We start from the raw sequence: 21,258 nt of genomic DNA on the forward strand, positions 1-21,258 counted from the left end.
CCCGCGAACCGTGCATGCTGTCCCCCCACGCCACGTCACACACCGCCACAGGCGGCAGTGACGTGGGCTGCGCCGCCCCCGCGCGAGCAGTACCAGCCGGCCACCTGCCGGCGGCGTTTCCCCTTGCGCACCACCCCATCAATTGGAGGATTTGAACTTGGCCGAGATTATCGTTGTCACTTCGGGCAAGGGAGGCGTCGGCAAGACCACGACCAGCGCCAGCCTCGCCTGCGGCCTTGCGCGCCGCGGCCACAAGGTCGCGATCATCGATTTCGACGTCGGCCTGCGCAACCTGGACCTGATCATGGGTTGCGAGCGTCGCGTCGTTTACGACTTCGTAAACGTGGTCAATGGCGAGTCCAGCCTCAAGCAGTCGCTCATCAAGGACAAGCGCTTCGAGAACCTGTTCGTGCTGGCCGCATCGCAGACCCGCGACAAGGACGCGCTGACCCTGGAAGGCGTGGAGCGCGTGCTCAACGAGCTCGCCGCCGACGGCTTCGACTACATCATCTGCGACTCCCCGGCCGGTATCGAGAAGGGCGCTTACCTGTCGATGTACTTCGCCGACCAGGCCCTTGTGGTGGTCAACCCGGAAGTCTCCTCGGTGCGCGATTCCGACCGCATCCTGGGCCTGCTTGCGTCCAAGACGCGCCGCGCCGAGAAGGGCGAGAGGATCAAGGAGCACCTGCTGCTGACCCGCTACAGCCCCAAGCGGGTGGAGTCCGGGGAGATGCTGAGCATCACCGACGTGGAGGAGATCCTCGGTCTGAAGACAATCGGCGTGATTCCCGAGTCCAGCGACGTGCTCAACGCCTCCAACAAGGGCGAGCCGGTGATCCTGGACACCGAGTCCGACGCCGCCCAGGCCTACGACGATGCCGTGGCCCGGCTGCTGGGCGACACCCGCCCGATGCGTTTCATAAGCCCTGAGAAAAAGGGCTTCTTCAGCAAGATGTTCGGAGGATAGTCATGGGTCTGTTCGATTTCCTGCTGGTCAAGAAGCAGACCGCTTCGGTCGCCAAGGACCGGCTGCGGATCATCGTCGCCCACGAGCGCGCTACCCGCGGTGGTCCGGACTACCTGCCGATGCTGCAACGGGAGCTGCTCGAGGTCATCCGCAAGTACGTCAACGTGGATGCCGACGCGGTCAAGGTCGACCTGCTCGGCGAGGGCGACGACAAGGTGCTGGATATCTCGGTATCGCTGCCTGAAAGCGCGGCGGTCGCCAACAGCTGAACGGTGAGGCCGAATCCTTCCATTCCCGCGACGCCTTCATGGGGTCGCGGGAATTTGCGCGTGGCGCGTCAAACGCACCCGCGACAGCGCACGAAACCCGCGGCATGCTAACTCTGTCCGACATCGGATTCGAAGCGCCCGCCCGCCTCCTGGCGGGCTACGGTCTGCGTCTGGTCGAGGTAGCGGATGGCGAGCCAATCCCGGGCAGCTACTGGGGCGATGCGGAGGCCGGACTGATCGGCGAAACCGTGTATGCCCGCCGCGACACGCCTGTGCATTCGCTGCTGCACGAGGCCGGCCACCTGATCGTGCTGCCGCCGGCCGACCGGGCCCTGGTGCATACCGATGCAACCGATTCCATCGAGGAAGAGGACGCGGTATGCGTGTTGCAGGCGTTGTTGGGCGAGGCGCTGCCCGGCGTGGGCTCGGCGCGCATCCTGGCCGACATGGACGCCTGGGGGTACACATTCCGCCTCGGATCGGCGGCGGCCTATTTCCACCACGATGCCGACACCGCCTGGCAGTGGCTGGCCGCCCGAGGGCTGGTGGATCCGCTTACGCGCACGCTTGCGCCCCGCGCGCCCGCGACCTAGCCTTCCGGGATTGGCGTCATCGCGGCGCTCCGACCCCAGAGGTGAGATTCGATGAAGCCCATCCGCGCCGTGCTCGCGCTGAGCATCGCCATTGCCGTTCTCGGCCTGGCCGCCTGCGAGAAATCGCCCACACCCGACTCTTCGACGCCGGCGACCACCGCCACCGCCAACGAGAACGCCGACCAGTTCATCGCCCGCATCAACAGCGAGTGGAAGGCGATGCAGCCGGAGCTGACCAAGCCGCAGTGGCTCTCCAACACCTATATCAACGACGACACCGAGTTCCTCGCGGCCAAGTCCAACGAGCGTTACCTCTCGCAGCTGAACGACTGGATCGAGCAGGCCAAGGGTTTTGAGGGCCAGCAGATGACGCCGGAGACAGCGCGCGCGATCCAGTTGCTCAAGTTGTCCACCTCGATGCCTGCGCCCAGCGACCCCGCCAAGCTGGCCGAACTGGCCGGCATCGCCAGCAAGATGGAAGGCGCCTACGGATCCGGCGAGTATTGCAAGGGCGAGGGCGAGACGCGCAACTGCCGCCAGCTGGGCGAACTGGAAGACGTCCTGCGCACCAGCCGGGACTATGACGCCCAGCTCGACGCCTGGCGCGGCTGGCACACGATTTCCCAGCCGATGCGCAAGGATTACGTGCGCTTCGTCGAGCTGGTCAACGAAGGCGCCGGTGACATGGGCTTCGCCGATGCCGGCGAGATGTGGCGTTCGGGCTACGACATGAGCCCGGTGGAGCTGGCCGCCGAAACCGACCGCCTGTGGGGCCAGGTCAAGCCGCTCTACGAGCAGCTGCACTGCTATACCCGCACCCGACTGGACGCGAAGTACGGCAAGGACAAGGGCGAGGTCGCCGGCGGCCTGCTGCCCGCGCACCTGCTGGGCAACATGTGGCAGCAGGACTGGGGCAACCTGTGGGACGTGCTGGTCCCCTACGAGAACGCCGGTTCAATGGATATCACCGGCGCCCTGCAGGCGCGCTACGAGGAGATCCATCGGCAGAAACTTGCCCAGAACGCGACCGCCCGCAGTGCCGCGCAGCTTGCCCAGCTGGAGGTGGACGCAAGGGACGCCTCAGCGCGCCAGATGACCAAGCGGGCGGAGGACTTCTACCTCTCCCTGGGGATGGCCAAACTGCCCGACAGCTACTGGCAGCACACCCAGTTCATCAAGCCCCGCGACCGCAACGTGGTCTGCCACGCCAGCGCGTGGGACATGGACATGAAGGGCGACGTGCGCACCAAGATGTGCATCAAGCCCAACGAGGAAGAGTTCACCACCATCTACCACGAGCTGGGGCACGTGTATTACTACATAGCCTACAACGACCAGCCGCCACTGTTCCAGACCGGCGCCCACGATGGCTTCCACGAAGCCATCGGCGACACCATCGTGCTGGCCATGACCCCGAAATACCTGGAGTCGATCGGTCTGGCCAGCGCCCAGCAGCAGAGCGAGGAAGCGCTGATCAACGCGCAGATGCGCATGGCCCTAGCCAAGGTGGCTTTCCTGCCCTTCGGCCTGATGATCGACCGCTGGCGCTGGGGCGTGTTTGACGGCTCGATCCAGCCCGACAAGTACAACAAGGCGTGGTGGGACCTGAAGGCCAAGTACCAGGGCGTGGCACCGGTAGAGGCGCGCGGTGAGGAGTTCTTCGACCCGGGTGCCAAGTACCACGTGCCGGGCAACACGCCATACACCCGCTACTTCCTGTCGCACGTGCTGCAGTTCCAGTTCTACAAGTCGCTGTGCGATGCGGCCGGCTATACCGGGCCGCTCAACGAGTGCAGCTTCTACGGCAACAAGGCCGCCGGCGAGAAATTGCAGGCGATGCTGGCCAAGGGCGCGAGCCAGCCCTGGCAGCAGACGATGAAGGAGCTGACCGGCACGGAGCGCATGGATGCCAGCGCGGTGCTGGAGTACTTCGCTCCGCTGCAGGAGTGGCTGCAGCAGCAGAACGAAGGCCAGACCTGCGGCTGGCAGGCGAGCGCGGCAGCCGCCACTCCCGCGCCAGCGCCTAGCAAGCTGGCCCCCGCCCAGGCCAACGTCAAGGGCTGAGCCTGCGCGCCACGGGATGGGTTGCAACATCCGGCCTGGACGCCGTCCAGGCCGAGCCGCTCACGCAGGGGCGGTCAGGCCCTCTGTGGCTCCGGCTCGGAAGGCCCGGCCGCTCAGATCGAATCGCCCGGCACGCGCGTTCCGCTACTGGACCGGCCAGTGAGCGGTCGCGATAAGACCGACTCCCACAGCCAGAACAGCCAGCCGATCAGGACCAGCGCGGCGGCGGCAATCGCCAGGGACAGCGCACTGCCACTGAGCCACGGCGAGATGATGCCGGCGACCACGGCGTTCAGCACCAGCGAGGTGAACGCCTGCAACGACGACGCGGCGCCGCGCATGCGCGGGTACATCTCCAGGATCGCCAGGGTCACGATCGGGAACACCAGGGCGATGCCAAACGCGTTCAGGCTGATCGGGATCATCGCCCAAGGAATCTGCGGGGCGTCGGTCAGCAGGTTGAAGATCAGCCCCAGGGTGACCGCGAAGCCGGATACCGCGAAACCGATCGCCACCAGGGTCGAGCCGCGGATGCGTCCGGCGGCGCGGCCGGACGTGAACGCACCCAGCACCATGCCGCCGATCATCGGGATGAAGAACCAGCCAAAGTCGCCCGGACCCATCGGCTCGCCATTGCGCTGCAGCAGATCCAGCACGAACGCAGGCGCCGATGCGATGAACAGGAACAGCGCAGAGAAGTTGAATGCGGCGCAGGCGGCCAGGCGCTGAAAACGAGGGTTGATCAGGATCGCCTTGTAGTCGCGCAGCAGCCGCGAGGGCACCAGTGGCAGCCGTGCCTCGACCGGATGGGTCTCCGGCAACAGTCGCCAGGTGACCGCCAGCAACACCGTCGAGAACGCCACCAGGAACCAGAAAATCGTCGACCAGTGGCTCCAGCCAAGGATCCAGCCACCGATGATTGGCGCAATCGCCGGGGCAATGCCGAAGATCATCGACACGTGGCTCATCAAGCGCTGTGCGTCGTCACCCTGCAGCACATCGCGGATCACTGCCCGGCCGACGATCAGACCGGTGCCCGCCGACAGCCCCTGCAGCGCGCGGAACACCAGCAAGGTATCCAGTCGGGTGGACATCGCACATCCGACCGAGGCCAGGGTGAAGATCGCCAGCCCACCCAGGATCACCCGTCGACGTCCCCACGCGTCCGAGAGCGGGCCGTGCAGGATGCTGGTGACCGCATAGGCCACCAGATAGACGCTGATGGTCTGCTGCATGGCCAGCTTGTCGGCACCGAACTCCGCACCCATGACCGGGAACGCGGGGAAGATGGTGTCGATGGCGAAGGGGCCGAACATCGACAGTCCGGCCAGGATCAGGGTGAGCCGGGCCAGGCTCACCGGCTTTTGCGATGTGTCCACGAAAATCCAGCGCTGAAACAATGCGCCATGGTAAGGCCTGCACCGTTCGGGTTCGCTCTCCGGCTTCCAGATGCAGAAACCAAGGGGTGCAGTGCACGGCGGCGCAGGCAAGAATCGCTTCATGACTGAAGCGTCCTACTCGTTGCGCGCGACCGCACGCCAACTCTTCCAGCTGCGGCCCGCCACGCCCGGCCGCTGGCGCACGGCGTTGCGCAGCGCCGTGTGCATGGGCATGCCGATCTTCGTCGGCTGGATGGCCGGCGACACGCCGGCGGGATTGATGGCCGCCATCGGCGGCTTCACCAGCATGTACGGCGGCGGACGCCCGTATCTCAGCCGCGCCCGTTTGTTGGCCGTGGTAGCACTGATGCTTGGCGCTGCGCTCAGCGTTGGGCTGCTCGTCGGCGGCCACCCGGCGCTGGTCGTGCTCAGCGTGGCGCTGACCGCGATGCTCGCCACCTGGCTCAGCAACGCCCTGCAGATCGGTGCGCCCGGCGCCTACATGTTCGTGCTGGCGATCGCCACGGGCACCGCCCTGCCCGCCGAGCATCTGAGCTGGCAGCACGCCGGCGCGCTGGTGTTCGCCGGCGGCGCGTTCTCGTGGCTGGTGCACATGTCCGGCGCGCTGTTCCGGCCGCGCAGTCCGGAGAAGAACGCGGTCGTTGCCGCGGCCGACGCGGTGGCCGACTACCTCGCCGCTGCCGGCTCCGAAGAGTCCAGCCGCACACGCCGCCAGGCGGCATTCGCGCTGCACCAGGCCTGGGCGGCGCTGGTCAGCCAGCAGCCCCTGCCCGCCCGCCCCGGCAGCGTGCTGGTCCGGCTGCGCGAGATCAACCGCGAGCTGCACCTGCGCTTCGCCGACGCCATGGCGAAGGAGATCCGCGGGCAGGCGCTGCCGGATGCCTGGCTGGACGAGGTCCGCGCCATGGGCGAGCGGGCGCGCAACCCCGGCCGCGATGAAGTCCCCGACGGCGATTCCAGTGTGGTGCCGCTCGGCCATCCCGGAGCCTTGGCGGCGATCGTGGATGCGCTTCAACCCGGCGCCCATCCGCGACGTGTGATCGTGCGCGTTGGCGTCGCGGCAGTCGTGGCCGGCGGTCTGGGAACGATCTTCCAGCTGGACCGCGCGTATTGGGTGGTTGCCGCAGCCGTGTTGATGCTGCACCAGGGCTTGGACTGGCAACGGATGTTCCAGCGCAGCATCGAGCGCACCGTGGGCACGTGGGTGGGATTGCTGGTGGCCGGTCTGGTGGTGGTGCTGCATCCGCAGGGCCCGTGGCTGGCACTGACGGTGGCGGCGCTGCAGTTCACCATCCAGATGCTGGTGTGGCGCAACTACGCCATCGCCGTGGTCTTCATCACCGGCCTTGCCATGACCATCGCCAGCGGGGGGCAGGCGCTGGATGACCCCGCCGGCTACCTCATCGCGCGTGGCGTGGACACCCTGGCCGGCTGCGTGATCGCATTGCTGGTCTACCGCCTGGTGCCGCCGCGTGCGGCGCGTGCCGCCTTGCCCGACCAGCTGGCCATCACCCTGCGCGCGGTGGCGGCGACCGTCCCCTTCATTGCCGCCGGTGAGGTCACGACGCCTGCCGCCAAGGACGCACGCCGGCATCTTCTTCGCTCCACATTCACCCTGAAGGAGACTTACGACATGGCCGTCGCCTCATCGCGGCGGCAACGCCTCTCCGCCGACCGCGCCTGGCCGGCGATCGCCGCCACGGAACGGCTCGCCTACAGGACGCTGTCGGTGTGCTGGTCGCTGCAGCGACTGGGCAAACCGGCCTCCCTCCAGTCGGCGCAGTCGATGTTTGGTGCGACGGGCGAGCACGACCTGCAGAGCGCACTGGAATTGCTGGTCGCGGCGACCCACGGCAACGAGCCCTGCCCGGTCCTCCCACCCCTGCCCGCCGTTCTGGAGGCCGAGGTGCTGGACGTGCGTGAATGCCTGTGCGGCGAGGCCACCGTCACGGCGAACGCGGGGTGATCCATCGCCTATAATCCACGCAGGTAAATACATCCGGTGGGAGAAGCGGATCGCGCCCTGACAGGCCGTACCGCTGCCGAAGACGCAACGCCCGTAATCGTTCAGGCTCCCGTACCACCGGCTGTGAACCACTCTGGAGAGACCGGTTGAATCCGGCGCCGAAGGGGCACGAAGCGCGGACGCTCTCACGGTCGGCTTTTAAAACTCTCAGGCAAAAGGACAGAGGGGCGCGCGGGGATGTCGAGTGGCGCAAGCCACCAGCCCGCAAGCGCCCGTTGGCCTTGAGGCCGGCGGGTAGGAATGCCCTTCCCCCGATCTTGTACCGCACGCAGCCAACGGACGCCCCTGACATGAGCCACGACACCCCCCTCACCCTGCGCGAGCTTGAGCATCACGATGCCTTCGTTGCGCGCCACATCGGCCCCAACGATGACGAGATCGCGCACATGCTGCGCGTGGTCGGTCACGATTCGCTGGACGCCTTCACCGATGCGATCGTTCCCGCTTCGATCCGCTCGACCGGACCGCTGGCGCTGCCTGCGGCAGTGACCGAGGTGGACGCGCTGGCAAAGATCCGCGAGATCGCCGAGCGCAACCGGGTCTTCCGCAGCTTCATCGGCCAAGGTTACTACGGCACCCACACGCCTAACGTCATCTTGCGCAACATCCTCGAGAACCCGGGCTGGTACACGGCGTACACGCCCTATCAGGCGGAGATCTCGCAGGGCCGGATGGAAGCACTGATCAACTTCCAGACCATGTGCATGGACCTGACCGGCATGGAGATCGCCAACGCGTCCCTGCTGGACGAGGCCACCGCGGCGGCCGAGGCAATGACCCTGGCGCGCCGTTCCAGCCGCGCCAAGACCAACGTGTTCTTCGTCTCCCGCGGCGTGCACCCGCAGACCATCGAGGTCATGCGCACCCGCGCCGAGCCACTGGAGATCGAGCTGGTGATCGGCGATGACGCCGACGCAGCCAACACCGATGCCTTTGGCGTGCTGCTGCAGTACCCGGACACCTTCGGACGCGCCAACGATTACGCCGAACTGGCCGAGGCGGTGCACGCACGCGGCGGCCTGGTTGCCGTCGCCGTCGACCTGCTCGCCCTGACCCTGCTCAAGGCGCCAGGTGAGTGGGGCGCGGATATAGTGGTCGGCAATACCCAGCGCTTTGGCGTGCCGTTCGGCTTCGGCGGGCCGCATGCCGCGTTCATGGCCTGCCGCGACGCCTACAAGCGCTCGATGCCGGGCCGCCTGATCGGCGTCTCGGTGGATGCCGAAGGCAACCCGGCCTATCGCCTGACCCTGCAGACCCGCGAGCAGCACATCCGCCGTGAGAAAGCGACCAGCAACATCTGCACCGCGCAGGTGCTGTTGGCGGTGATGGCCGCGATGTACGCCGTCTACCACGGTCCCGACGGGCTGATCCGAATCGCGCGCCGCACCCACCGCCTGGCGGGCATCCTTGCCGGCATCCTGCGCAATGCCGGGGTGGCGGTTGGCGACAACTTCTTCGACACCCTGCACCTGACCGGCGTGGACGCGGCCGACATGCACCACCGCGCGGCGCAGGCGCACATGAACCTGCGCGTGATTGATGCCGACAGCGTGGGCATCAGCCTTGACGAGACCACCACCCGAGAGGACGTGATCGCGCTGGCCGGCCTGTTCGGCGTGCAGATCGACCTGGACCGCATCGACGAGCTCGACGCCGATACCGTCGACGCCCTGCCGGCCGGGCTGCTGCGCGAATCGAAATTCATGACCCACCCGGTGTTCAACACCCACCACAGCGAGCACGAGATGCTGCGCTACATCCGCTCGCTGGCGGACAAGGACCTGGCGCTGGATCGCACCATGATCCCGCTGGGCAGCTGCACGATGAAACTCAACGCCACCGCCGAGATGATCCCGATCACCTGGCCGGAGTTCGCCAACATCCATCCGCTGGCGCCCGCCGACCAGGCGTTGGGTTACAAGGAGCTGATCGACGGCCTGGAGGCGATGCTGGCGGAGATCACCGGCTATGACGCGGTCAGCCTGCAGCCCAACTCGGGCGCCCAGGGCGAATACGCCGGACTGCTCGCGATCCGCGCCTGGCACCGCGCCAATGGTCAGGGCCAGCGCGACATCTGCCTGATCCCAGAATCCGCCCACGGCACCAACCCGGCGTCCGCCCAGCTGTGCGGCCTGAAGGTCGTGGTGACCAAGTGCGACGCCAATGGCAACGTCGATGTCGAGGACATCCGCGCCAACGCCGAGAAGTATTCCGACCGGCTGGCCGCGCTGATGATCACCTACCCCTCCACCCACGGCGTGTTCGAGGAAGGCGTGGTGGAGATCTGCGAGATCGTCCACGCCCACGGCGGCCAGGTCTACACCGACGGCGCCAACATGAACGCCATCGTCGGCCTCGCCCAGCCGGGCAAATGGGGCTCGGATGTCTCCCACCTCAACCTGCACAAGACCTTCTGCATCCCCCACGGCGGCGGCGGTCCTGGCGTGGGCCCATGTGCGGTGAAGTCGCACCTGGCGCCCTACCTGCCACGCGCGTTCGGCGGCCAGGGCGATGTCGGCATGGTCAGCGCCGCGACCTTCGGGTCCGCCTCGATCCTGCCCATCAGCTGGATGTACATCACCCTGATGGGCCGCGACGGGCTGCGCCGGGCGAGCGAGATCGCCATGCTCAACGCCAACTACGTGGCCAAGCGGCTGGAGCCGCACTACCCGACGCTGTACACCGGCCGCAACGGTCTGGTCGCGCACGAGTGCATCCTGGACCTGCGTCCGCTTGAGAAGGCCACCGAAGTCAGCGCCGAGGACGTGGCCAAGCGGCTGGTCGATTTCGGATTCCACGCCCCGACCCTGAGCTTCCCGGTCGCCGGGACACTGATGGTCGAGCCGACCGAAAGCGAGTCGCTGCACGAACTGGACCGATTCATCGACGCGATGATCCAGATCCGCGAGGAGATCCGGGCCATCGAGAACGGGTCTTTGGACCGCAAGGACAATCCGCTCAAGCACGCCCCGCACACGGCGGCGCAGGTCAGCGCGAGCGAGTGGGCGCGCGCCTACCCGCGCGAGCTGGCGGCATTCCCGCTGCCCTCGCTGCGGCAGCAGAAGTACTGGCCGCCGATTGCCCGCGTGGACAACATCTACGGCGACAAGAACGTGTTTTGCGCCTGCGTGCCGATCAACGAGTACGAAGGCGAGATCGAGGCCTTCAGCGAGCCGATGGTGTCCTGATCGCGTTGGTTTTTACCGGCGCTTGACCGGCTTCCAGTCCAAAAAAAGCCCCGCATCTGCGGGGCTTTTTCTCAGGCTGCATCAGGTGAGGGCCGACCGCATCGCATGGATGCTCGTTTTGTTCAGCGTCAACACGGACGCGCGGGGCCGCCGAGCAGGGTTTCCAGCACCGCCATTCGCGTTGCCACGCCATTGCGGACCTGGCGCAGTACCAGCGATTGCGGGCCGTCGGCCACCTCGTCAGTGATCTCCACCCCCCGGTTGATCGGTCCAGGGTGCATGACCACCGCATCCGGCGCCGCGCGGCGCAGGCGGCTGGCGGTCAGGCCGAAGTCGCGGTGATAGCCCTCCAACGAGGTCACCAGCCCTTCCTCCATACGCTCGCGCTGCAGGCGCAGCATCATCAGCACGTCCACGCCCTCCAGAGCGGCGTCCAGGTCGTGGCTGACGGTGCACCCGGCCAGGGTGTTGTCGCCCGGCAACAGCGAGGGCGGAGCACACACGCGTATTTCCCCGGTGCCGAGCGTACGCAGGGCATGCAGGTCGGAGCGGGCGACGCGGGAATGCTTGACGTCACCGACGATCAGCACTTTCAGGCCGCTGAAGTCGGTCCCCTTTGCCTGGCGCAGGGTCAGCATGTCGAGCAGGCCCTGCGTGGGGTGGTCGCTGCGCCCATCGCCGGCATTGACCAGCGCGGTGCCCGGTCCGGCCGCAGAAGCCAGGGCCGCCACGCTGCCGTCCTCGTTGTCGCGCACCACGAACCCGCGCACGCCCATCGCCTCGATGGTGCGCAGCGTGTCGCGGGCGGTTTCGCCCTTGCGGGTGGATGAGGTGGAGACATCGAAGTTGAGCACGTCTGCCCCGAGCCGCTGCGCGGCCAGCTGGAAGCTGAGGCGGGTGCGGGTGGAAGCCTCGAAAAACAGGGTGCAGATTGCGATCCCGGCCAGCGCGGCCCGGTCCCCTTCGCCGTCGGCATGGGCCTGGGCGCGGTCCAACAGGGCGATCAGTTGCGCACGTGGCAGGTGTTGCAGGCTGAGCAGGTGACGCAAAGGCGCGGGCACTTGGGTCGCTGTGTTCATTCGTTCGTTCCCGGGTCGGGGGCGGCGCTGCTGGAGGCTGTGGAGTGGGTGTCGATGGTGGGCGCGACCTCGCGGATGTCGATGGCATCGCCCGGCGCGCCCATCCAGCGGTCCACGATCACTGCCGCCGCCATGGCGTCCAGGGCCACGGCATCGCGGCGGCGTTTCTGGCCCTGCGCGCGCGCGCGGGCGAAACGCTGCGCCGCTTCCATCGAGCTGGAGCGCTCGTCCACCAGCAGCACCTGCCGGCAGTAACGCAGCTGCAGCTGCCGCGCAAACTCGTGCGCCCGCTCACGCGCGGGCTGGCCGCCGCCGTCGAGGGTCAGCGGGTCGCCGACGATGAAGCCATCGGGCCGCCATTCGCGATACAGGCGCTCGATCGCGGCCCAGTCCGGGCCGGCGCCGTGCACGTCGATCACCGCCAGTGCGCGCGCCTGCCCCGCCAGCGGCGTGCCCAGCGCGACACCGATTCGCCGCGAGCCGACATCGAAACCGAGCACGCTGCCATCGGGCCGGATCGCAGGCAGCGCGTCTGCGGGACGAGCCGGCTCGTCGCTACCGCTCATGCGCGGCCGGAGTAGCCGGCAAGGTGGGCGAAATCCACGCCGATGCGACCGGCCGCGGCCTCCCAGCGCGCTTCCAGCGGCACCTCGAACAGCAGTTCCGCGTCGGCGGGGGCGGTAAGCCAGTCGTTGTTGGTCAACTCCTGCTCCAGCTGGCCGGCACCCCAGCCCGCGCAGCCCAGCGCCACGACGGCGTTGGCCGGTCCCTCACCGCTGGCCATCGCTTCCAGGATGTCGCGCGAGGTGGTGAGCGAGAGCCCATCCGCGATGGGCAGGGTCGAGTCCCAGCGGCTGCCACCGTCGTGCAGGACGAAGCCACGCTCGGGATGGACCGGACCGCCGGCGAGAACCACCCGCGAACGCAGTTCATCGCTGCCGCCGCTGATGCTCATCTGGCCGAGCACTTCGCCCAGCGTGTACTCCGAGGCTCGGTTCATCACGATGCCCATGGCGCCGTCCTCGTCGTGCTGGCAGATCAGCGCGACCGAACGTGCGAACGCGCCCTCCTCCAGCGCCGGCAGGGCGATCAGCAATTGATTGGCAAGGGGTGTGGGGCCAGAATCCATCCATGCATTCTAGCCCGCAGCCCGTGCCTGCCGCGCCACCAAGCTACTGCGACAGCGCACCGGGTCATCCGTTGCACGGCCCTTACCACGACGATGAATACGGCTTCCTCCAGCGCGACGAGGCCGTCCTGTTCGAACGCCTGGTCCTGGAAATCAACCAGGCCGGCCTCAGCTGGCTGACCATCCTGGGCAAGCGCGAGGCGTTCCAGCGCGCCTACGGGGGATTCGATGTCGATCGCGTCGCGGCGTATGGCGATGCTGATCGCGAGCGCCTGCTGGGCGATGCGAGGATCATCCGCAACAAACTGAAGATCAACGCAGCGATCCACAACGCGCAGGTGATCCAGCGCCTGCGCGCGAGCCACGGCGGTTTCAGCCACTGGCTGGATGCGCACCTGACCGACGCCGACGACCGCCGCGACAAGGCCGGGTGGGTACAGCTGTTCAGGCAGACCTTCCGCTTCACGGGCCCGGAGATAACCGGCGAGTTCCTGATGAGCCTGGGATACCTGCCGGGCGCGCATCGCAGCGATTGCCCGGTCCACGCGCGCACGCTGGCGGCCGGCGCCCCGTGGGCCCGGGAACTGCCATCCACATCCCGTTGCAACTCGACTTCACCGACAATCGGCTGTCCCTCAGCAACACCTGCAACCTGATCAACGGCGGCTACCGGCTGGACGATGGAACGCTGAATCTCGAGCCGTGCTCTCCAGACCCGGTGCGCCGAGCCCGCACCGGGTGGCTTCTGCTAGTCGCGCATCTCGGCGACTTCCACCCCGTCCATGCCCGCGGCCAGGGTCTGCGCATTCCCGCCCTGGGCGAGCTTGATGCGCAGGCGCACCTCGTTCTGCGAGTCGGCGAAGCGCAAGGCGTCCTCGTAGGTGATCTCGCCCGCCTGGAACAGCTCGAATAAGGCCTGATCGAAGGTCTTCATGCCCAGCTGGGTGGATTCCTTCATCACTTCCTTGAGCTTGTGGATCTCGCCGTCGCGGATGTAGTCCTGGACCAGCGGCGTCCCCAGCAGGATTTCCATCGCGACCCGACGCGACTTGCCGTCCGGGGTCGGGATCAGCTGCTGCGCGATCACACCCTTAAGGTTCAGCGACAGGTCCATCAGCAGCTGGTTGCGCCGGTCCTCGGGAAAGAAGTTGATCATCCGATCCATCGCCTGGTTGGCGTTGTTGGCGTGCAGGGTGCACAGCACCAGATGGCCGGTTTCGGCGAAGGCGATCGCGTGGTCCATGCCCTCCCGGGTACGCACCTCGCCAATCATGATCACGTCGGGCGCCTGGCGCAGCGTGTTCTTGAGCGCATTTTCCCAGCTGTCGGTGTCGATGCCGACCTCGCGCTGGGTGATGATGCAGCCCTCGTGCTTGTGCACGAACTCGATCGGGTCCTCGATGGTGATGATGTGGCCGGTCGAGTTCTGGTTGCGGTAGCCGATCATCGCCGCCAGCGAGGTGGACTTGCCGGTACCGGTGGCGCCGACGAACAGGATGATCCCGCGCTTGGTCATCGCCAGCGTCTTGAGCACCGGCGGCAGGTTCAGCTCGTCGATGGTCGGGATCCTGGTCTCGATCCGGCGCAACACCATGCCGACCTGGTTGCGCTGGTAGAAGCAGCTGACGCGGAAGCGGCCGACATTGGCCAGCCCGATCGCGAAGTTCGCCTCATGGGTCTTCTCGAACTCCTCGCGCTGCGAGGGGTTCATTACGTTGAGCACCAGGTCGCGGCTTTGCTGCGGTGTCAGCGGGTTCTTGGTGATCGGCTGCAGGACGCCGTTGATCTTCATCGACGGCGGCATGCCGGCGGTGATGAACAGATCGGAGGCCTTCTGGTGCGCCATCAGCTTGAGGAACGACGTGAAGTCGATGGTCTCGTTCGTGCTCTGGGTCGTGTTCATTGCGATATCCCCCGTCCGCAGGCACCCGGCCTGGCGGCGCATTCAGTGGATCGGCCGGTCAATCGAACAACCGCTTGTCTTTGGCGTATTCGCGCGCCTGCGGACGCAGGATCAGCCCGCGTTTCACCAGGTCCTGGAGGTGCTGGTCCAAGGTCATCATTCCGGCGTTCTGGCCGGTCTGGATCGCCGAATACATCTGCGCGACCTTGTCCTCGCGGATCAGGTTCCGGATCGCCGGCGTGCCGACCATGATTTCCCATGCCGCGGTCCGGCCGCCGCCGACCTTCTTCAGCAGCGCCTGGCTGATCACCGCGCGCAGTGATTCGGACAGCATCGAGCGCACCATCGGCTTCTCGCCCGCCGGGAACACGTCGATGATGCGGTCGATCGTCTTGGCCGCCGAGCTGGTATGCACTGTGGCGAAGACCAGATGCCCGGTTTCCGCCGCGGTCAGCGCCAGCCGGATGGTTTCCAGGTCGCGCAACTCGCCGACCAGAATGTAGTCGGGATCCTCACGCAAGGCCGAGCGCAGGGCCTCGTTGAATCCGTGCGTGTCGCGGTGCACTTCGCGCTGGTTGATCAGGCACTTCTGCGAGGTGTGCACAAACTCGATCGGGTCCTCGACCGACAGGATATGGCCGTACTCGGTCTTGTTGATGTGGTCGATCATCGCCGCCAGGGTGGTCGACTTGCCCGAGCCGGTCGGGCCGGTCACCAGGATCAGGCCCTGCGGCTGGTCGATCAGGTCCTTGAAGATCCGGGGTGTCGCCAGGTCCTCCAAGGTCAGCACCTCGGAGGGAATGGTGCGGAAGACCGCGCCGGCGCCACGGTTCTGGTTGAAAGCGTTGACGCGGAAACGGGCCAGCCCCGGAATCTCGAACGAGAAATCGGTCTCGAGGAATTCCTCGAAGTCGCGGCGCTGCTTGTCCGACATGATGTCGTACACCAGCGCGTGGACCGTCTTGTGGTCCAGCGCCGGGATGTTGATCCGGCGGACATCGCCATCAACGCGGATCATCGGCGGCATGCCGGCCGACAGATGCAGATCGGATGCTTTGTTCTTGACTGAAAACGCCAGCAGCTCGGCGATATCCATGCATGTTCCCCTGAACCGTGGATTTCGGAAATCCGCGCCCCGCTCCGCCCGCAGCCGCCGACGGCGCGCAGGCAAATGGTGATACGGATGGCCCCAGCCCGGAGTATAGCCCCCGACAGGTGCCGTCAATCCAGTACCCGATCACAGCCTTCGTCGCCCGCTGCGGGGCCGCCGGCCCGCCTCGCTCAACGCGCTTCCAACCATGCTCCTGGTGCGCGGGAGGCACGCGATGGCCCACCCTCTTACACTGGTCGATCCCGATGCCCTGGCAGGCAATCACCGCAAACCACAGGCAGGTTCCATGAGCGACACAACCCCCTCGACCTCCCCATCCGCCCCGGTCGTCGCCTTTATCGGTGGCGGCAACATGGCCCGCAGCCTGATCGGCGGCATGATCGCGCGCGGCGCCGACCCGACCCGCGTCCGCGTGGCCGATCCAGTGGCCGCCGTGCGCGAGGCTCTGTTCGCCGACTTCGGCGTGCAGGTGTTTGCCAGCGCGAGCGAGGCCGTTGATCAGGCCAGCGTGTGGGTGCTGGCGGTGAAGCCGCAGGTGATGCGCACCGTATGCGCCGAGGTGGTGGATATCGCCCGCACGGCCCGGCCACTGGCGATCTCCATCGCCGCCGGCCTGTCCAGCGACCAGCTGTCGACTTGGCTGGGCGGTGATGCGGCAGTGATCCGGGCGATGCCCAACACACCGTCGCTGATCGGCGCCGGCATGACCGGCCTGTTCGCCAACGCGCAGGTGGACCCGACCCAGCGCGGGCAGGCCGAGCGCCTGCTGGACGCGGTTGGCCCGACCGTCTGGATCGACGATGAAGCGCAAATGGACGCGGTGACGGCGGTGTCGGGCAGTGGCCCGGCGTACGTGTTCCTGTTCTCGGAGGCCCTGCAGGCGGCGGGCATACATCAGGGTCTGTCGCCGGAAACCGCGCGCCTGCTCGCCAACCAGACATTGCTGGGCGCCGCACGGATGCTGACCGAGCGCGACGAGGCGGCCGAGGACTTGCGTCGCAACGTGACATCGCCCGGCGGGACGACGCACGCGGCGGTGGAGACGTTCGAGAACGGCGGCCTGCGTCAGCTGGTCGATCGCGCCGTGGCCGCCGCGGCCGCACGCGGCCGCGAACTGTCCGCCGCCAACGATGACTGACCGCGTGCCGCGGCCCCGACACCCGACTTCCAGGAGCACGACATTGCGAACCCCCTTTTTTTCCATGGTGCTCGGCATGGGCCTGCTGTCCGCGTGCAGCGGTGAACCGGCCGCCCCGGTCCCGGCCGCGACGATGGCCGAATCGCAGGACACGATTGTCACTATCGGTGACGTCACCGCGCGGGCAACGGTGATGCCCACGGCGACGCTTGGCAGCCTGGTTGCCGAGAAGTACGGCATCCGGCGCGCCGATGACCAGGTGATGCTGCTGGTGGGCCTGCGGCGCGGCGAGGGGAGCGCGGAAGTCTCGGTCCCGGCGCGCATCGTGGCGACCGCGAGCGACCTGCGCGGCGGACGGCGACCCATCGAGTTGCGCGAGCTGAGCAGCGGCGACCTGATGGACTACGTCGGCACCCTGCAGGTGAGCCTGCCGGACACGTTGAAGTTCGAGGTCGACATCACCCTGGAGGATGGCGCCCGCAAGACCATGCAGTTCACCCGCGACTTCCAGCCCCAGTGAGCTCGCTGGCCATGGGTCCGCAGCGCATCGTCTGCATGACCGAGGAACCGACCGAGACGCTGTACCTGCTCGGCGAGCAACACAGGATAGTCGGCATCAGCGGGTTCACCGTGCGCCCGTCCCGCGCGCGCCGCGAGAAACCCAAGGTCAGCGCTTTCACCAGCGCCAGGATTGACCGGATCCTGGCCCTCAAGCCCGACATGGTGATTGGCTTCTCCGACATCCAGGCCGATATCGCGGCCGACCTGATCCGCGCCGGAGTGGAGGTCTGGATCAGCAATCACCGCGACGTGGCGGGGATCATCGACTACATCCGGCGCCTGGGTGCGCTGGTGGGCGCAGGCGATCGCGCGGCAGGGTTGGCAGCGACCTTGGAGACCCGTCTGGAGGAGATCCGCAGTCGCGCGGCAACGCTGTCACGCCGGCCGAGAGTCTATTTTGAGGAATGGGATGAGCCGCAGATCTCGGCGATCCAGTGGGTGTCCGAGCTGGTCGGTATTGCCGGTGGCGACGACATCTTTCCCGAGCGCGCGGCGATGTCGCTGGGCCGCGACCGTATCCTCGCCGACCCGCTGGAGGTGGTGCGTCGCCAGCCCGACATCATCATCGGCAGCTGGTGCGGGAAGAAATTCCGCCCCGCGCACGTCGTCGCGCGTCCGGGATGGGAGGAGGTGCCGGCGGTGCGCAACGGCGAGCTGCACGAGGTCAAATCGCCGTTGATCCTGCAGCCGGGCCCGGCCGCGCTCACCGATGGCATCGATGCGCTTGAGGCCATCATCCAGGGCTGGGCGCAGCGCCAGGCGTAAGCACCGCGGCCCATTCCCAGCACGCGGTCTAGGGGTAGAGCATGCGCTTGGTCCAGTTGCCGGCAGGGTCGCACTCGTAAAGGCAACGCTCGTGCAGGCGGAAGTTGCCGCCGTACCAGAACTCGATCGACATTGGCCGTACCCGAAGACCGGTCCACCGCGGCGGGCGCGGGACATCGCGCCCGGCAAATTCCAGCTCGACCTGCGCCACGCGTTCGTGGAACGTCGCCGGCTCATCCAGGGTCTCCGATTGCAGCGACGCCCAGGCGCCGATCTGGCTGCCGCGCGGGCGCGAGGCGAAGTACGCATCGGCTTCCTCGTCGGCAACGATCGACACCCCGCCTTCGACGCGCACCTGCACCCCGTTCTTGACCCGCGGCCAATGGAACAGCAGCGCGGCGCACGGGTTGTCCTGCAACTCCCTGCCCTTGCGCCCATCAAGGTGGGTGTAGAACACAAACCCACGTTCGTCATGCTGCTTGAGCAGCACCATGCGGGTGGAGGGGCGGGCGCCTAGGGTGGCGGTCGCCACGCTCATCGCGGTGGGATCGGGTTCGCCGGCCTGCCGCGCCTGTTCGAACAGCGCGGCAAAGGTGGCGTTGGCTTCGGACAACAGGTCGATGGTAGTCATGCGCCTATTGTGGGCCGGATGCGGCGCTAACCGCACCCGTCCGTGACGCAGGCTACTGGACGATGAAGTTGACCTTCATGTTGACCCGCCATTCGTTGATGTTGCCTGCGTCGTCGGTCACCACCTTGATTTCGTTGACCCAGGCGCCCTTGATGTTCTTGACCGACTCGGCGGCTTTCTTCAGACCACGCTGGACCGCGTCTTCCATGCTCTTGTCCGAGGCGGCGTTGAGTTCGATGACTTTTGCGACTGACATGGTTGATTCTCCTTTGCACCGGTTTGGCGTTATGCGACCGGAAGCTCCAACCCTAGCCAGCGCCCTGTGAAAGACGCGCAACAGGCCAAGACCGCCGGCCATTGGCGTCCTACAATCGGCGTCATGACCGAGCCAGCCCGCGAACCCACCAACATCATCCTCGTCGGCCCCATGGCCGCCGGAAAGTCGCGGATCGGACGCGAGCTGGCCGAGCGCTGCGGCCTGCGCCTGGTGGATGCGGATGCGGAAATCGAGCGCGAGGCCGGCGCCAGCATCGCACTCATTTTCGAACGCGAAGGCGAGGCGGGGTTCCGCAAGCGGGAGCGCGCGATGCTGGCCGGCCTGCTGACACAGGACGGCATGGTGCTTGCCACCGGCGGCGGCGCCGTGCTCGATGCCGGCACCCGCGCACTGCTCTCCGATCGCGGTTTCGTGGTCCATCTGCACGCCAGTCCGGCGACCCAGCTCGCACGCGCGGCGGGGGATACCGGGCGCCCGCTGCTGCAACACCCCGATCCCGCAACGGTCCTGCAAACACTGGCGATCCAGCGTGATCCGCTGTACGCAGCCGTCTCCGCCATGCGCATCGATACCGATGGCCTTGCGCCGTCGCAGGTCTGCTCGCGGATCGTGGCGGGACTGCCGACCTGCCTGGGCATCGGAGCCGACGCATGAGCGCGATCCTCAAGGTCGCCGTCGACGGCGCTCATCCGTACACGATCTCCATTGGCGCGGGCCTGCTGGACGACGGCGCGTTGCTCGCCGATACGATCCGCGGCCGCCATGCCCTGATTGTCAGCGACAGCAATGTGGCCCCGCTGTATGCCGACCGCGTGCAGGCCGCGCTTCAGGACGCCCGCCCCGGTCTGGCGATCGCGCGGCTGGTCATTCCCCCCGGCGAGCACGAGAAGACCCTGGGGCGGTTCGGCGAGGTGCTGGACGCGCTCGCCGCGCTTGGCGCCACCCGCGACGCGGCGGTGATCGCCCTGGGCGGCGGCGTGATCGGCGACCTGGCCGGTTTCGCCGGCGCGTGCTGGATGCGCGGCATCGACGTTGTCCAGGTGCCGACGACGCTGCTGGCGATGGTCGACTCCTCGGTGGGCGGCAAGACCGCCGTGGACCTGCCGGCGGGCAAGAACCTGGTCGGCGCGTTCCACCCGCCGCGAGCAGTGATCGCCGATACCTCGGTGCTGCACACGTTGCCGGACCGGGAGCTGCGCGCCGGATTGGCCGAAGTGGTCAAGTACGGCGCGACAGCCGTCTCGCTGGACCCCGCCGACGCCGGGTTTCTGGAGTGGCTGGAAGCACACGCCGAGGCGCTGCTCGCGCGCGAGCCGGCGATCATCGCCGAGGCCATCGCGCGCTGCTGCCGATTCAAGGCTGCCGTCGTGGGCCGCGACCTGCTCGAGCACGGCGACCGCGCCCTGCTCAACTTCGGCCATACCTTCGGCCACGCCATCGAGGTTGAGCAGGGCTACGCCGGTACCCACGGCGGGGGCCTCAACCACGGGGAAGCGGTGGCGGTCGGAATGGTTCTGGCGATGCGACTGTCCGCGGCACTGGGGCTCGCCCCGGCCAGCGCCGGTGACCGCCTGCAGCGATTGTTGCAGCGTCTCGAACTGCCCACGACGATCCCCATAGGCCTGGCGGCAGATGCGCTGCTGGCCCGGATGCGCTTGGACAAGAAAGCCGACGCCGCCGGCATCCGCTTCATCCTCGCCGACGGCGCGGGCAGCGCCCGGGTCGTGCCCGGGGTCGACGAGGCCACGGTGCTCGCCGTGCTGGCTGACTGAACAGGCCGGGCCAGCGCCCCGGCATCACCGGCTCCCGGCAGCCCAAGCCCGTACAATCAGGGCATGCGCCTGCTCCTGCAACAACGACCCGACGACGCCGAGGCGCCCCGCTTCGTGCAGCTGATGTTGCAGCCCGACCTGCTCGGCGGCTGGACGCTGGTCCGCGAGACCGGCGTGATGGGAGGTCGCAGCCAGGTCCGCCGCGAGCAGTTTCTGGACCATGACAGCGCGATCGCCGCCCTTGAACGGGCTCGAGACCAACAGCTCAAGCGCGGCTTCCAGCTGATGTTTACCCAGGGAGCCGCGGCGCCCCGCTGAACCACACCACTCCTGCATCGGGTGCCGTCCGATCCATTGCGGCACCACCCTGCCGCTTCACCGAGCC

At 67.3% G+C, this 21,258-nt stretch carries 20 protein-coding genes, 1 pseudogene and 1 riboswitch; of the genes and pseudogenes, 13 read left to right on the forward strand and 8 right to left on the reverse strand.

Going from position 1 to position 21,258, the window contains the following annotated elements:
* The first annotated feature begins 157 nt into the window (after positions 1–157).
* The 4 genes from minD (at position 158) to KZ491_RS06690 (ending at position 3,893) form a co-directional block, all read left to right on the forward strand.
* Entirely contained in the window at positions 158–967 is an 810-nt protein-coding gene (gene minD, locus KZ491_RS06675; RefSeq protein WP_222565068.1) for a septum site-determining protein MinD, read from the forward strand.
* Between the two features lie 2 nt (positions 968–969).
* Complete coding sequence (minE, locus tag KZ491_RS06680; protein WP_043957401.1) at positions 970–1,236, forward strand: cell division topological specificity factor MinE; 267 nt, start codon at positions 970–972, stop codon at positions 1,234–1,236.
* A gap of 104 nt (positions 1,237–1,340) precedes the next feature.
* Positions 1,341–1,829 carry a hypothetical protein gene (locus KZ491_RS06685; protein ID WP_222565069.1) on the forward strand — a complete coding sequence of 163 codons (489 nt, stop codon included), beginning with the start codon at positions 1,341–1,343 and terminating at the stop codon, positions 1,827–1,829.
* Between the two features lie 51 nt (positions 1,830–1,880).
* Complete coding sequence (locus tag KZ491_RS06690) at positions 1,881–3,893, forward strand: M2 family metallopeptidase (protein ID WP_222565070.1); 2,013 nt, start codon at positions 1,881–1,883, stop codon at positions 3,891–3,893.
* A gap of 113 nt (positions 3,894–4,006) precedes the next feature.
* Here KZ491_RS06690 and KZ491_RS06695 read toward each other — a convergent pair whose 3' ends face one another.
* Entirely contained in the window at positions 4,007–5,272 is a 1,266-nt protein-coding gene (locus KZ491_RS06695; protein WP_343225568.1) for a multidrug effflux MFS transporter, read from the reverse strand.
* A gap of 121 nt (positions 5,273–5,393) precedes the next feature.
* Between KZ491_RS06695 and KZ491_RS06700 the strand changes: the two genes are divergently transcribed.
* Together KZ491_RS06700 and gcvP are read left to right on the forward strand one after the other, a co-directional pair.
* The gene (locus KZ491_RS06700; protein WP_222565072.1) at positions 5,394–7,259 is read left to right on the forward strand and encodes an FUSC family protein; all 1,866 of its coding nucleotides are present in this window, start codon (positions 5,394–5,396) and stop codon (positions 7,257–7,259) included.
* A 123-nt stretch (positions 7,260–7,382) separates the two neighbouring features.
* A riboswitch (glycine riboswitch) is annotated at positions 7,383–7,492 on the forward strand.
* 117 nt (positions 7,493–7,609) lie between these two features.
* Positions 7,610–10,507, forward strand: a complete 2,898-nt coding sequence (gene gcvP, locus KZ491_RS06705) for an aminomethyl-transferring glycine dehydrogenase (RefSeq protein WP_222565073.1) — start codon at positions 7,610–7,612, stop codon at positions 10,505–10,507.
* Between the two features lie 128 nt (positions 10,508–10,635).
* Here the strand turns inward: gcvP and KZ491_RS06710 are convergent, their stop codons facing one another.
* The 3 genes and pseudogenes from KZ491_RS06710 to KZ491_RS06720 all read right to left on the reverse strand — a co-directional run bounded on the left by KZ491_RS06710 (position 10,636) and on the right by KZ491_RS06720 (position 12,715).
* On the reverse strand, positions 10,636–11,586 hold the full coding sequence (locus tag KZ491_RS06710; RefSeq protein WP_222565074.1) for an aspartate carbamoyltransferase catalytic subunit: 951 nt from the start codon (positions 11,584–11,586) through the stop codon (positions 10,636–10,638).
* A gap of 83 nt (positions 11,587–11,669) precedes the next feature.
* Positions 11,670–12,152, reverse strand: a pseudogene (ruvX, locus tag KZ491_RS06715) (Holliday junction resolvase RuvX); the annotation flags it as partial.
* Positions 12,149–12,715, reverse strand: a complete 567-nt coding sequence (locus tag KZ491_RS06720; protein WP_222565076.1) for a YqgE/AlgH family protein — start codon at positions 12,713–12,715, stop codon at positions 12,149–12,151. The pseudogene ruvX and the gene KZ491_RS06720, both read right to left, overlap by 4 nt.
* Before the next feature lie 2 nt (positions 12,716–12,717).
* On the opposite strand from KZ491_RS06720, the gene KZ491_RS06725 reads away from it, so the two are divergent.
* On the forward strand, positions 12,718–13,371 hold the full coding sequence (locus tag KZ491_RS06725) for a DNA-3-methyladenine glycosylase I (protein WP_222565077.1): 654 nt from the start codon (positions 12,718–12,720) through the stop codon (positions 13,369–13,371).
* Positions 13,372–13,463: 92 nt separating this feature from the next.
* Here KZ491_RS06725 and KZ491_RS06730 read toward each other — a convergent pair whose 3' ends face one another.
* Positions 13,464–14,618 carry a PilT/PilU family type 4a pilus ATPase gene (locus KZ491_RS06730; RefSeq protein WP_222565078.1) on the reverse strand — a complete coding sequence of 385 codons (1,155 nt, stop codon included), beginning with the start codon at positions 14,616–14,618 and terminating at the stop codon, positions 13,464–13,466.
* Positions 14,619–14,676: 58 nt separating this feature from the next.
* A complete protein-coding gene (locus tag KZ491_RS06735; RefSeq protein ID WP_222565079.1) occupies positions 14,677–15,714 on the reverse strand; it encodes a type IV pilus twitching motility protein PilT in 1,038 nt (345 codons plus the stop codon).
* A 301-nt stretch (positions 15,715–16,015) separates the two neighbouring features.
* On the opposite strand from KZ491_RS06735, the gene proC reads away from it, so the two are divergent.
* From proC to KZ491_RS06750, 3 genes are read left to right on the forward strand one after another with little or no spacing between them, the layout of a single operon-like run.
* Positions 16,016–16,867 (forward strand): pyrroline-5-carboxylate reductase, encoded by an 852-nt coding sequence (gene proC, locus KZ491_RS06740; protein ID WP_222565080.1) that lies wholly within the window; start codon positions 16,016–16,018, stop codon positions 16,865–16,867.
* A 43-nt stretch (positions 16,868–16,910) separates the two neighbouring features.
* Positions 16,911–17,387, forward strand: coding sequence for a DUF4426 domain-containing protein (locus KZ491_RS06745; protein WP_222565081.1), 477 nt, complete (start codon positions 16,911–16,913; stop codon positions 17,385–17,387).
* 11 nt (positions 17,388–17,398) lie between these two features.
* Complete coding sequence (locus tag KZ491_RS06750) at positions 17,399–18,193, forward strand: cobalamin-binding protein (RefSeq protein ID WP_222565510.1); 795 nt, start codon at positions 17,399–17,401, stop codon at positions 18,191–18,193.
* Between the two features lie 28 nt (positions 18,194–18,221).
* Here the strand turns inward: KZ491_RS06750 and pdxH are convergent, their stop codons facing one another.
* Both pdxH and KZ491_RS06760 read right to left on the reverse strand, forming a co-directional pair.
* Positions 18,222–18,824, reverse strand: coding sequence for a pyridoxamine 5'-phosphate oxidase (gene pdxH / locus KZ491_RS06755; RefSeq protein ID WP_222565082.1), 603 nt, complete (start codon positions 18,822–18,824; stop codon positions 18,222–18,224).
* Between the two features lie 52 nt (positions 18,825–18,876).
* Positions 18,877–19,080, reverse strand: a complete 204-nt coding sequence (locus KZ491_RS06760; RefSeq protein ID WP_222565083.1) for a dodecin family protein — start codon at positions 19,078–19,080, stop codon at positions 18,877–18,879.
* A 123-nt stretch (positions 19,081–19,203) separates the two neighbouring features.
* On the opposite strand from KZ491_RS06760, the gene KZ491_RS06765 reads away from it, so the two are divergent.
* The 3 genes from KZ491_RS06765 (at position 19,204) to KZ491_RS06775 (ending at position 21,191) form a co-directional block, all read left to right on the forward strand.
* The gene (locus KZ491_RS06765; RefSeq protein ID WP_222565084.1) at positions 19,204–19,755 is read left to right on the forward strand and encodes a shikimate kinase; all 552 of its coding nucleotides are present in this window, start codon (positions 19,204–19,206) and stop codon (positions 19,753–19,755) included.
* A complete protein-coding gene (gene aroB, locus KZ491_RS06770) occupies positions 19,752–20,873 on the forward strand; it encodes a 3-dehydroquinate synthase (RefSeq protein WP_222565085.1) in 1,122 nt (373 codons plus the stop codon). Before KZ491_RS06765 ends, aroB begins: the two co-directional genes overlap by 4 nt.
* Before the next feature lie 63 nt (positions 20,874–20,936).
* Positions 20,937–21,191, forward strand: a complete 255-nt coding sequence (locus tag KZ491_RS06775; protein ID WP_222565086.1) for a WGR domain-containing protein — start codon at positions 20,937–20,939, stop codon at positions 21,189–21,191.
* Positions 21,192–21,258 lie beyond the last annotated feature (67 nt).

It is taken from the genome of Novilysobacter antarcticus (genome assembly GCF_019802285.1).
GTDB lineage: Bacteria > Pseudomonadota > Gammaproteobacteria > Xanthomonadales > Xanthomonadaceae > Novilysobacter > Novilysobacter antarcticus.